Genomic DNA, 11,393 nt, shown 5'->3' with positions numbered 1-11,393 from the left:
AACCGTTTTAACGATAAATATAATGTGCCTTCTTTTAATTCAAATTGACTGTCGCTCTTTTCACGAACGTACTTTGCTATTTCGTATCCGTACATCTCTCTTTTTAATAAAAGCGAAAGGATTATTGTATCGATATGCCCTTTTAAAACCTCTTTATTAACTTCCATAATTTTGCACCTCCTAATTACAATATAATTCACGTTACTCTATAATACAAGGTATATAATCAAAAAAATATTATGAAATGAAACTAAACTGCCCAATAAATTGGAGTAGAAAACGGGATGATTCATCCCGCCAACCATCGATTCGATCGCTGACCCCGGTTGTATAGGTTATTCAAAGTAGGTTAACATAACACATCGACTAGGAAGTTAGCCCCTTCATCCCAACCCGTAAGCACGCTCACTTTTTCTCTTTTTTGACCATCTATCTTTTATTCCCCCAATATACATCGTTGAGTTGACGGGCTTTTGGTGGATTCGCTTTTCCCCTACGATGAATAAATATCCAATCTGTCTTGGGGTTTAGGCAAACAAAAAAGACCGTCTCTGACGATCTCCTATTGTTCAACTAAAGCACCCGTTCGTTGAAAATCAATTAACGACTCAATCCATTCACAACATTTTGTATTTTACTATCTATTTCACTATTGAGTTTTTCTTCTTCTTCATAAACATGAAACAGCAACACATTTTTAACCTCATACACATTATATGAGACCGTATCCATACTTGCTGTTTTTTCACGCCAATCTTCCAAACCCTCTACTCGTTCTTTATTTGAATCATAGATATAAACTAATAACATTTTTCCATCTAATTCATAAGCAGAAGGTCTAACCCCATTAAGTTTCATTCCAAAAATATTGTCGTCCTTATTAACTTTGCTTTTTATTAGTGACAATTGCTGTTCTTCAAATGAAGATAGCACATCTTCCAGTGTACTTGCACTTGGGTCATTTGCTTGGCAAGCCGTTAATAAGAAGAACAGTGATATAAAAGTGAAAGCTAATTTCTTCAAACAATCTCCTCCTTGAATTATTAGACGTGAAGACAATTCATATGTTACAAATCATTCCTTGTTCAACTAAACTGCCTCGTTAGTTCAAGAAGGAAAAATGCTTTACTCCTTCTTGAAGCAAAGCACCCGATAGTTTAAGTGAATCACTTCACAAGAAAAATCTCTTAAAACTTATTATAATTTTCTTTTAAGCGAATTGATCATTGAGAATTAGTTCATATCTTTTCCAAATCCAATATATATATATGTTCTCCTTCATCTGAAGAAAGAAAAGTAAATTTAAGCTTTTTAAGTAAGTTGATTGAAGCAAGATTTTCAGGTGAAACGCCCGCATTTATTCTGATACAACCTTTTTGCTTGAGCCAGGAAATAATTGCGACAAGTACTTCATATGCATAGCCTTGCTTAGCGTGAAAAGGACTTATTGTGTATCCAATCCAAAAAGTGCAATTTTCACTTTTTAAATAAATATCACCAATCAATCGATTAGTTGTATTGTTGATTATAGCAAGTTGCACACCTTTTAAAAGAGAGGGTTCGCTAAGTAATTCTTTAGCATACATTTGCTTGGTCAATCCTTTGAATCCTTGAAATTGCATCCAGTTTTCATTATTTCTATATTCCATAAAATCATCAAGATTTTCTTTTACAAATCGACGTACAGTACATCGTTTAGTCTTTATCTCCATAATACCTACCGCCTTTTTCTGCATATTTCCATTCAACAATCCTGCCCCGTTAGTTTAAGTGCAATGGTTCACAATATTTTTATTTAGTGTGTTCCAGCATAACAGTACATTAGAGCAAAGATAAAAATAAAAGTTAAGACTGCTCCTAAAACATTTTGGTTATGAGTGCTTTTTCCATTCTTTAAGTTCTTCAAAAAAGTAGTAAAATTTAAAAACCATAAAACTCCTAATAAAGGTACGACAAGCCAAAGCATAAATAACATAAATTAGTTCTCTCCTTCTCATTTACAAAATCTTATTTCAACAAAACTGCCACGTTAGTTGAAGAAAATGTATTATACGAAAAACGTAAAAGGATAGAAGATATAAGCGTCGTCTACATAATGAACTAAATAATGCCATAAAGGATATGTTATACCGCATATCACGATTGACGTGATGATAGGCACCACATAATACTTGTGTTTTTTATATAACCCAAGATTCACCGCTATTCCAATTAACAAAATGAAAATCGTAGGTAACAATATATATAAACCTACTGAAAAAGCTCCAAAAAAACTGATGAAGTAAAGTAAAAAAGCAAAAATATAAAACCTAATTGCCACCTTCGTCATTGGTTTCACGACCTCCATTACCCCCTTGTCCATTTACCTACTTCTTCAACCAAACTGCTGCGTTAGTTCAATAAGAAACTAAATGCTGTTTTGGCAGTTCACTGATCTTCAAATAAAGCCCGCGTTAGTTGAGTAAGGTTAACTGTAGATTTACTCGATAACTAAAGAGACATATTGGTAAAGGACAACCTATTTTGGTAAAATTTTAAAGAGGAAAGAAATAGGGAGGTGAATTTTATAAAGAGGAATATTGGACTAATTATAACTGCTTTAATTATTGGCTCAATGATTTTTATAACTGTTAAGTCAAACCTTGAAAGTACAGATTCTGGAGAATCTTTTAAAGTAAAAACTTCTATCAATTCAAATATTGATACTGGACTGAAGCTAGGTAAATTACCACCTGATTTTAAACTTACTACAATAACAGGAGAAACTCTTACCTTGTCTGATCATAAAGGGAAAAAAGTAATACTTAACTTTTGGACGTCTTGGTGTCCTCCCTGCAAAGAAGAAATGCCTCATATGGAGAAGTATTATCAAAAAAATAAAGATTCTCAAAACGTAGAAATTATTGCGATTAATATGACCAATTCCGATAATATAAAATCGGTGGAAAAATTCGTTGATGCCTATGAACTTACTTTTCCCATTCCTCTAGATAAAAGTGGTAATGTAATGGATGCATATGAAATTAAATTCCTTCCAGAAACATATCTTATAAATTCCGAAGGAATCATAGCTCATCACATAAGAGGACCAGTAAACGAAAAAGTTTTAACTGACCTTGTTAGTGACTTACCATAATTAACAGTACAGTCAATTTTGCAACTATATCCTATGTTTAAATTTAGAGTACTGTATTACAAACTCTTCATCTTTATATAATCAAAATAACCAAGCCTTATTCAACTAAGCAATCATTAGTTTAATAAGGCTTATTTACTTCTTTCTTTTGTTTCCTCTGGTAAAAAAACGCCATGTATAAAATATAGCCAATGCTATTACTAACACTAACCATCCAACATATTGATATTTTTGTTCACCATAAAAAATAATAATGCTTGCGATAATAAACGTTGGTACCGCCAAATAAAACCACATTCTTACTTGTTTGTTTTTAAAACTTAATTCAAACCGTTCACTCATATATTACTGCCCCCATATATATATTTCTTAACTAACCTAACTTTTACTTAATACGTTCGAACGAATAGAGGTTCCAATTTCAATGGAATTTCCATTAAAATTTAACAAAATTCCATTTCTGTTCTTAAACTAACCTGCTCCGTTAGTTTAAGTGAACACTTTCACAATAATATATTTATTTTAACATAAATATCCAGTAAATTAGATAGAGAAAATCATTCTCCACATTCTTTTACCATTAATAATCAACTATTTCCTTTAAGAGGGTGAGCTGGTACTAGTGGATTGGAGTGGAAGGCAGCGACTCCAGTGGAAACAGCGCGAGCTGAAAGCCCCGCAAGTTATTATTGAACGAAGACTAAGAGCGCCACGTCGTGTTGCTAATGCGGTTACTCGTCGCAAAATGCAGAGCTAAGAAATTTGGCAACGTCTTCGTGACCAACATCCTGTTGGCCCGAGGAGATTGAAACCGTGCCCACGGAACGCTTCTGCCTAGAACGGAAAGCCACGGATACTAAGAGAAATGCGAGTATGAGAACGAACAGTTCCCATACTCGCATTGATGTTCCAAGATGACTTTTTCAGTGCTCACTTTTTTTTCATCAGTTTTATTTTAGGTGCTTACTAGACAGTCCTCTTTAAATTACATAACTGTGGCTTCAGGCTCGTAACTGATGATTTCACGGATTGTATTGTTTTCACCCATAATAGCAACAGTTGGTTTATGGTCTTTTGCTTCATCATTCATCATGTAAACATACGACAAAATAATAACGATATCCCCTTTTTGGACAAGGCGGGCTGCTGCTCCGTTAACACAAATAACGCCACTACCTCTTTCTCCAGCAATGATATACGTTTCAAATCGTGCACCGTTATTATTGTTGACGATATGCACTTTTTCATTTGGTAGCATGCCGACTGCATCGAGTAGATTTTGGTCGATAGTAATACTGCCTACATAGTTTAAATCCGCTTCTGTTACAACAGCACGGTGAATTTTTGAGTTTAACATCATTCGTAACATTGTTTATTCTCCTTTATTGTTCAAAATAAGATTATCGATTAGTCGCGCTTTTTCAAAGAAAACAGCTACTGCTAAAATAACAGACGTGTTGTTTGAAAGATTGTTAGTCAGGTCGGGATAGCTTAATAGTTCTACATAATCAATTTTCCCTGATGTACCATTTTCAATATGTCGAATGGTTACTTGTTTGGCTTTTTCTGCATCCTGGTTGATTTTAAAATCATTCATCCCAAGTTGAATGGCTTGTTGGATGATGGGTGCTTCTACACGTTCTTTTTCACTCAAAAATACATTTCGGGAACTTTTAGCTAAACCATCCTTTTCCCGAACAGTTGGAACTCTCATTACTTCCAATGGGAAATTATAATCTCTTACCAACGTTTCAATAATCGCTAGTTGTTGAGCATCTTTTTGACCGAAATACACTTTTGTAGGTTCGACCAAATGGAAAAGCTTTGTCACAACTTTTAAGACACCATCAAAATGTCCAGGTCGTGAGGCTCCGCAAAGAACATCTGCCTGAGCACCTGCACGAATTGAAATACCGCCATCTTGCGGATACATTTCATCCACTTGCGGGAAAAACAGCAGATCGACTCCCGCTTCTACTGCCATTTTAGTATCTCTTTCCAAGTCCCTTGGATACCTGTCCAAATCTTCATTTGGACCAAATTGAGCCGGATTGACAAAAATACTCATGACGACAAAGTCATTTTCTTTTCTCGCTTGTTCGACTAAAGACATATGGCCTTCATGTAAATAGCCCATTGTCGGTACAAATCCGATGCTTTTGCCAGATTTTTTCGCTATATTTATATTTTCTTTTAAATCCTTTATTAATTGGACTTGAATCATTCTTTTCCTCCGTATAATTGCTGCAATTCTTCATCTTTCATTGTGAATCGGTGTTCTACTGCTGGGAATGCACCTGATTTCACTTCTTCTACATATTGCCTTAAACCATTGGAAATTTCATTGCCAGCTTCTGCGTAAGCTTTAACAAACTTTGGCATATGGTGACTTCCATAAGTAACGGTGTCATGAAACACCAGAACCTGTCCATCCGTTTCTGCGCCAGCGCCAATGCCAATTACGGGAATTGACAGTGATTCCGTGATCGTTTTAGAAAGCTGGTACGGTATGCATTCCAAAACGACCATTATAGCCCCTGCAGCCTCACATGCTTTAGCATCTTCAATCAGCTTCTGAGCAGCTCTAGCTGTCTTTCCTTGCACTTTATATCCACCCGAAACACTTGCTGACTGTGGTAGTAATCCAAGATGTGCAACAACCGGAATTCCAGTGCGTGACAACAATCGAATGACATCAATGACTTCGTCGGCACCCTCAATTTTCAAGGCTTGTGCATTGGTTTCCTGGAAAATACGAATCGCATTGGATAGTGTCGTATCCATTGACCCATGATAGGATCCAAACGGCATATCAACTACAAGAAAAGTATCTTTTGCCCCTCTTCTTGTTGCTTTTCCATGATGAATCATATCTTCCATCGTAACTGGAACCGTTGAATCGTACCCAAGCACGACCATGCCCAGAGAATCTCCTACAAGAAGAATTTCGACACCTGCATTTTCTGCAAGTTTCGCAGAAGGATAATCATAAGCAGTTAACATAATAATTTTATTGTTCTCTTTTTTCATATTGATAAAATCCGTCGTTGTTTTCATTTTCCTAGCTCCTCTCTTTGGAGAGGAAACCAAAATAAAAACCCTACTGACCGGAAATGGACAGAAGGGTTGTGTTGGATAAGTAATGGTTTCCTCCGTCCCTGTCGATTAAGATCAAGGCAGAATTATTTAATTTCTGTAAATCAAATTTTCACATCAGGTGCAGTTCTATATTAGATACTGCCCTACATTTTTACTATAACAGAAATAAATTGTACATACCATTCTGTTTATCATTTCTTAATTTTGTATTTCGATATCTGCAGAATAAATTCCATGTATTTGGCCATCATCAGTTTTAACTTGAAGAATTCCTTCACTTGTAATGCCGAGCGCCAATCCTTCAATCTGCTGATGAATCATAATCGCTTTAATTCGCTTTCCAAGCGTACAAGAATAACTTTCCCATAGAATCTTCAAGGGTTCAAAACCATGCATCACATATAAGTCTGTATAAATTTCTAGATGATGCAATATGCGAGCAACAAGTTTAGCTCGATCAACAGCCTTTCCCGTCACCATTTGAATAGAAGTGGCGATTGATTGAATTTCCTCTGGGAAATCGGTTTCCTGTTGGTTAACATTAACACCTATTCCTAAGATGATGGCATGAACACGATCCATATCGGCCTGTAGCTCCGTTAATATCCCGGTACATTTCTTGCCATTGATTAAAAGATCGTTCGGCCATTTTATTTCTGCACGGACGTCTGCGATATCTTCAATTGCGCGTGTAACTGCAACAGCAGCCACCAATGTGAACTGAGGGGCTTTTGTCGGTGGTATTTCAGGTCTAATAATTACACTCATCCAAATGCCTTTTCCTTGTGTAGATGTCCATACACGTGCCAACCGTCCTTTTCCTGCAGTCTGTTCTTCACAAACGACGATTGAGCCGTCTGGCGCACCAGATTGCGCCATTTGATGTGCAATTGGCTGTGTTGAAGGGCATGACACTTCATAATGAATCTGGTGTCCGAATCGTTTTGTTGTTAAATGCTGATTTATTTTGGCTGCTTGCAAAGAATCTGGAGACGAGCTCAATACATAGCCTTTTTTCTTAATGGTCTCTATTACATATCCTTCTTCTTCAAGTTCCTTGATATGTTTCCAGATTGCTGTTCGAGACAATCCAAAGTCATCAGCCAATTGCTGACCGGACACAGGCTGTCCGTTTGCAGTTAATAACCGTTTTGTAATTTCATATTTCACTGTTGGATTCATTCATTATCCATTCCTTTATTTTGGTAGCATCATTCACTACTTTTTGGTGAAGCACAGCCATTTCAATCCCTGTCAATGCTTCTTTTAACCAAGGGCCACCTCGCTTGCTGAACCACTCCATCAAGTCTTTCCCTGTAATTACAAGATCGCTTTTTGACTGGATTGGTAAAGAACGCTTGTTTTTAATAATGGTTTCATTTGATATTGGAGAAATTCCAATATGCAATACGTGTACGAGACTTTCTGCATGTACAAGAATCTCTTCATCGAAAAGGTAAAAATCATCAACTGTAAACATTCGCTCAGATCGAATAGTAGTAGCTTTAACGAGCTGTTTGATTAGACCTTTCGATTCATTTGATAATCTAAACATTCTCGTCAGTTCAGAAACTGATGGCTCGTCCTGCAATAAACATAGGAATGCCCAGCAAACCAAGGTGTTTTGTGGATTTCCTAGGTCCGACCATTTGCCATGATGGAAAGGGAAATCCCCTGGAAGTTGGTTGGCCAATTTGCTGCTGACCAGATAGGTCATTCCTTTATGTAAATTTGAACTGACCCACATTTTTTCAAGTTCCGCGGTCACTCTCTCTACCGACACATACGAAAGATCGTCAGCGCAAGTCTGGATGGCTTTCAATGATTGAGGATCGATTGAAAAATCAAGTTGTGCGCTAAAACGTATTGCACGGAGCATGCGCAGAGCGTCTTCTTTGAATCGATCAATCGGATTACCGACAGTCCGGATCAATCGGTTTTCTAAATCACGACGACCATTGAATAAATCAATGATTTGAAAGCTTTCAGTCATGGCTAGCGCGTTCATAGTAAAATCTCTGCGTCTCAAATCTTCTTCGAGTGAGTGGACAAACTTTACATCTGTAGGTCTGCGGTGATCTTCATATTCACCATCGCTCCTGAAAGTCGTGACTTCGATTGGAACACCATCTTCAATGACTAAGACGGTTCCATGTGCTAGTCCAACATCAACAGTCCGTTTGAAGATTTCCTTTACTTCTTCAGGTAAGGCACTTGTGGCAATGTCTATATCGTTTGCATTTTCTTGTCGTAAAAAATCGCGGACTGCTCCCCCGACAAATACTGCTTCAAATCCATTTTCTTTCAGCCTCTTAATAATTGACTTACCGGCTTGCCAATTTTCAGTTGTGAACATATGGTCGAACCACTTTCTCGTACAGCTTTTCGTACTGATCCACAATTATTGAAGAATGGAATTTTTGAGAGACTGTCTCGATTGAAGCCATTCTCATTCGATGGTGTAAATCATTATTCGTTAAAATCTTCAAAGCATAGCAAGCAACCGCTTCAACATCGTTTAAAGGGACGATAAATCCATTTTGTCCATGGTCTATGACTTCTGGTATTCCCCCTACATTTGTGCCGATACAAGGCACTCCGCAAGCCATTGCTTCAAGCAAAACCAAGCCGAACGCTTCTTTTTCCGATAGTAATAATTTTAAATCGCTAATGGAGTACAATTCTGAAACATTATCCTGCTTGCCTAAAAAAAGCACATCTTTTTCTAGTCCCAAAGTTTCGACAAGTTTAATAATGTTGTTCATTTCTGGTCCATCCCCGACAAGCAGTAGTTTTGATCGCATTTCTTTACGAATGTAAGCGAAACTAGATACTACATCTTCAACATGTTTCACTTTTCGGAAGTTTGACACATGAATTACTACTTTCTCATCATCTTGTATGTTGAAATATGATTTGACATTAGTTGATTTAGAAGGCAAATATTCACGTTCATCCACAAAATTATAGATGGTTTCAATCGTTTGAGATGGTTGAATTAATTGATAGGTTTCATTCTTTAATGAATCGGATACTGCCGTTACTACATCCGATTTTTCAATTCCATAGCGAATAGCACCAGTAAGGGATGAATCGTATCCCAAAACACTGATATCTGTGCCATGCAAAGTCGTCACGATTCCGACATTCTGTTCAGCCATGTCACGTGCAAGTACAGCACAAACAGCATGTGGAATCGCATAATGCACATGGAGGATGTCCAGGTTTTCTTTTTTAATCACTTCGGCCATTTTACTCGCTAGAGCGATATCGTATGGTGCATATTGAAAAACAGAGTAACTGTTTACTTCCACCTGATGAAAGAAAATATTAGGGACCATGCGATTTAACCGAAAAGGCATACTTGACGTAATGAAATGAATTTCATGGCCACGTTCAGCAAGAAGCTTCCCCAGTTCAGTCGCAATCACACCAGAACCTCCCACTGTCGGATAGCATGTTATACCAATTTTCAATTTCTTCATGAAACTCACACCCTTTCTTAAGAACGTCTTTCCTGTAATAAACGCCAATCTATAAAGCCTTCTTGAAGACCTTTCAATAACACTTCAGCAGTGCCCATATTGGTTGCTAAAGGGATTTGATACACATCACATAATCGAATTAACGCGGTCACATCCGGTTCATGCGGTTGAGCTGTTAAAGGATCACGGAAGAAAATAATCATATCCATTTCATTTTTTGCAACCATGGCACCTATTTGCTGGTCCCCTCCGAGTGGGCCAGATTGAAAACGAATAACAGTTAAACCAGTTTCATCTATAATTCGTTGTCCAGTTGTTCCTGTTGCATATAATTCGTGTTCAGCCAGAATGTCACGATAAGCCGTTACAAACTGGATTAAATCATCTTTTTTTCGATCATGTGCAATTAATGCTATTTTCATGAGATTCTCATCCTATCATTTATAAAATGTTTTCGAGTCCGTACACAAGCTTTTTTAAATCCATCACCTGATTTATAGAAAAAGTCACACCTGACATAAAAGATTGTCGATTTAAAGAATCATGGCGCAATGTGAACAGCTGCCCTTCTCCACCAAACATTACTTGTTGGTGAGCAACCAGTCCAGGCAGTCTTACGCTATGTATTGGGATTCCATCATAAGATGCGCCTCGAGCACCCGGCAAGGTCACTTCTTCTGATGGATGACCTTGTTTATGGGATGGGCGTACTTCAGCAATCATTTGAGCTGTTTTATATGCGGTACCTGATGGGGCATCAAGTTTTTGATCATGATGCATCTCGATAATTTCAACATCCGGAAAATACGCGGCAGCCATAGCTGCAAATTTCATCATCAATACTGCTCCGATTGCAAAGTTTGGTGCAACAATACAACCAAGTTCGTTATCTTTGGCAATTTTTGTGCAGAGCTCCAATTGTTCTTCGCTAAATCCAGTTGTGCCGATTACTGGCCTCACAGCATTTTGCAAACACATCATCGTGTGTTCAAAAACTTGATGTGGGGTCGTCAAGTCGACGAATACATCCGGTTTAATTGAAGAAATCAAACTTTCGAGATCTAGAAACACTGGTACATCATAGCTTGCAGGGAATTCTGGTGACTCACTCAAAAGATCTCCAATTTCCTTGTGATCAAGAACTGCTACTAATTCCATGTTCTCATTATTCATGACTGTATGTACAGCTTCTTGTCCCATTTTGCCACGTGGTCCACCTATTGCCACTCGAATCATGACTGTTCCTCCTTTAACGTCCAACGATGTTTATCTCTTGAATTGAATTTATCCATCACGCGATCATGTGCCTGTTGAATATCTATTTTCTCAGCATTTGCAAAACAGATGAGAACAAATAGTAAATCACCTAATTCTTCTTCCATGCTCTTTTTTGCTTCTGTTGATTTTTTCTTCTTTATTCCATGGACATGTTGAACTTCTCTTGCCAATTCCCCAAGTTCTTCAGTCATTCTTGCAAGCATTTCAAATGGCGGAAAATAGCCTTCTTTATATTGTCCAATATAATCGTCAACTTCTTTTTGCAAAGTTTGAATCGTTTTCTCAGATGTCATTCTTTTCACACTCCTATCCTTATCCTAATAATAAGGAATGATGTTGTCAAAATACTGAAAATGAATGATAATAACTTAGGATTCTTTTTCAGAAAATGGGGT

14 protein-coding genes are annotated in these 11,393 nt (G+C 37.3%); 1 reads left to right on the top strand and 13 read right to left on the bottom strand.

Translation table 11 applies throughout. The annotated features are described in order from the left end of the window. The 3 genes from ACQKEV_RS07605 to ACQKEV_RS07595 form a co-directional block, all read right to left on the bottom strand. On the bottom strand, nt 1–167 hold a 167-nt coding region (locus ACQKEV_RS07605), incomplete at its 3' end, for a PadR family transcriptional regulator (RefSeq protein ID WP_427457795.1). A gap of 433 nt (nt 168–600) precedes the next feature. Continuing rightward, complete coding sequence (locus ACQKEV_RS07600; protein ID WP_427457792.1) at nt 601–1,023, bottom strand: hypothetical protein; 423 nt, start codon at nt 1,021–1,023, stop codon at nt 601–603. Between the two features lie 215 nt (nt 1,024–1,238). After that, the gene (locus ACQKEV_RS07595) at nt 1,239–1,748 is read right to left on the bottom strand and encodes a GNAT family N-acetyltransferase (protein ID WP_427457789.1); all 510 of its coding nucleotides are present in this window, start codon (nt 1,746–1,748) and stop codon (nt 1,239–1,241) included. An 809-nt stretch (nt 1,749–2,557) separates the two neighbouring features. On the opposite strand from ACQKEV_RS07595, the gene ACQKEV_RS07590 reads away from it, so the two are divergent. Further along, entirely contained in the window at nt 2,558–3,136 is a 579-nt protein-coding gene (locus ACQKEV_RS07590) for a peroxiredoxin family protein (RefSeq protein ID WP_427457786.1), read from the top strand. 135 nt (nt 3,137–3,271) lie between these two features. On the opposite strand, the gene ACQKEV_RS07585 is transcribed toward ACQKEV_RS07590, so the two are convergent. The 10 genes from ACQKEV_RS07585 to ACQKEV_RS07540 form a co-directional block, all read right to left on the bottom strand. Continuing rightward, on the bottom strand, nt 3,272–3,478 hold the full coding sequence (locus tag ACQKEV_RS07585) for a hypothetical protein (RefSeq protein ID WP_427447835.1): 207 nt from the start codon (nt 3,476–3,478) through the stop codon (nt 3,272–3,274). 643 nt (nt 3,479–4,121) lie between these two features. Then, nucleotides 4,122–4,505, bottom strand: coding sequence for an aspartate 1-decarboxylase (panD, locus tag ACQKEV_RS07580; protein WP_269924913.1), 384 nt, complete (start codon nt 4,503–4,505; stop codon nt 4,122–4,124). 3 nt (nt 4,506–4,508) lie between these two features. After that, on the bottom strand, nt 4,509–5,360 hold the full coding sequence (panC, locus tag ACQKEV_RS07575) for a pantoate--beta-alanine ligase (protein ID WP_427447836.1): 852 nt from the start codon (nt 5,358–5,360) through the stop codon (nt 4,509–4,511). After that, nucleotides 5,357–6,193 (bottom strand): 3-methyl-2-oxobutanoate hydroxymethyltransferase, encoded by an 837-nt coding sequence (panB, locus tag ACQKEV_RS07570; RefSeq protein ID WP_427447838.1) that lies wholly within the window; start codon nt 6,191–6,193, stop codon nt 5,357–5,359. Before panB ends, panC begins: the two co-directional genes overlap by 4 nt. Nucleotides 6,194–6,433: 240 nt before the next feature. After that, on the bottom strand, nt 6,434–7,417 hold the full coding sequence (locus ACQKEV_RS07565; RefSeq protein ID WP_427447840.1) for a biotin--[acetyl-CoA-carboxylase] ligase: 984 nt from the start codon (nt 7,415–7,417) through the stop codon (nt 6,434–6,436). Then, nucleotides 7,395–8,591, bottom strand: a complete 1,197-nt coding sequence (locus ACQKEV_RS07560; protein WP_427447842.1) for a CCA tRNA nucleotidyltransferase — start codon at nt 8,589–8,591, stop codon at nt 7,395–7,397. Before ACQKEV_RS07560 ends, ACQKEV_RS07565 begins: the two co-directional genes overlap by 23 nt. Continuing rightward, nucleotides 8,578–9,720, bottom strand: coding sequence for an N-acetyl-alpha-D-glucosaminyl L-malate synthase BshA (gene bshA / locus ACQKEV_RS07555; protein WP_427447843.1), 1,143 nt, complete (start codon nt 9,718–9,720; stop codon nt 8,578–8,580). The genes ACQKEV_RS07560 and bshA overlap by 14 nt, the downstream gene beginning before the upstream one ends. 17 nt (nt 9,721–9,737) lie before the next feature. Then, on the bottom strand, nt 9,738–10,142 hold the full coding sequence (mgsA, locus tag ACQKEV_RS07550) for a methylglyoxal synthase (RefSeq protein ID WP_269924907.1): 405 nt from the start codon (nt 10,140–10,142) through the stop codon (nt 9,738–9,740). Nucleotides 10,143–10,161: 19 nt separating this feature from the next. Then, entirely contained in the window at nt 10,162–10,956 is a 795-nt protein-coding gene (dapB, locus tag ACQKEV_RS07545) for a 4-hydroxy-tetrahydrodipicolinate reductase (RefSeq protein ID WP_427447845.1), read from the bottom strand. Next, nucleotides 10,953–11,291 (bottom strand): nucleotide pyrophosphohydrolase, encoded by a 339-nt coding sequence (locus ACQKEV_RS07540; protein ID WP_427447846.1) that lies wholly within the window; start codon nt 11,289–11,291, stop codon nt 10,953–10,955. The genes dapB and ACQKEV_RS07540 overlap by 4 nt, the downstream gene beginning before the upstream one ends. Nucleotides 11,292–11,393 lie beyond the last annotated feature (102 nt).

It is taken from the genome of Paenisporosarcina sp. NPDC076907, from assembly GCF_050269735.1.
Classification (GTDB): Bacteria; Bacillota; Bacilli; order Bacillales_A; family Planococcaceae; genus Paenisporosarcina.
This window is presented reverse-complemented; position numbering and strand designations above follow the sequence as displayed.

What these genes read in the sequence shown, in the direction of transcription:
- ACQKEV_RS07540 (WP_427447846.1), bottom strand. Translation starts at nt 11,291, where the DNA reads ATGACATCTGAGAAAACGATTCAAACTTTGCAAAAAGAAGTTGACGAT.
- bshA (WP_427447843.1), bottom strand. Translation starts at nt 9,720, where the DNA reads ATGAAGAAATTGAAAATTGGTATAACATGCTATCCGACAGTGGGAGGT.
- dapB (WP_427447845.1), bottom strand. Translation starts at nt 10,956, where the DNA reads ATGATTCGAGTGGCAATAGGTGGACCACGTGGCAAAATGGGACAAGAA.
- panC (WP_427447836.1), bottom strand. Translation starts at nt 5,360, where the DNA reads ATGATTCAAGTCCAATTAATAAAGGATTTAAAAGAAAATATAAATATA.
- panD (WP_269924913.1), bottom strand. Translation starts at nt 4,505, where the DNA reads ATGTTACGAATGATGTTAAACTCAAAAATTCACCGTGCTGTTGTAACA.
- ACQKEV_RS07560 (WP_427447842.1), bottom strand. Translation starts at nt 8,591, where the DNA reads ATGTTCACAACTGAAAATTGGCAAGCCGGTAAGTCAATTATTAAGAGG.
- mgsA (WP_269924907.1), bottom strand. Translation starts at nt 10,142, where the DNA reads ATGAAAATAGCATTAATTGCACATGATCGAAAAAAAGATGATTTAATC.
- ACQKEV_RS07585 (WP_427447835.1), bottom strand. Translation starts at nt 3,478, where the DNA reads ATGAGTGAACGGTTTGAATTAAGTTTTAAAAACAAACAAGTAAGAATG.
- panB (WP_427447838.1), bottom strand. Translation starts at nt 6,193, where the DNA reads ATGAAAACAACGACGGATTTTATCAATATGAAAAAAGAGAACAATAAA.
- ACQKEV_RS07565 (WP_427447840.1), bottom strand. Translation starts at nt 7,417, where the DNA reads ATGAATCCAACAGTGAAATATGAAATTACAAAACGGTTATTAACTGCA.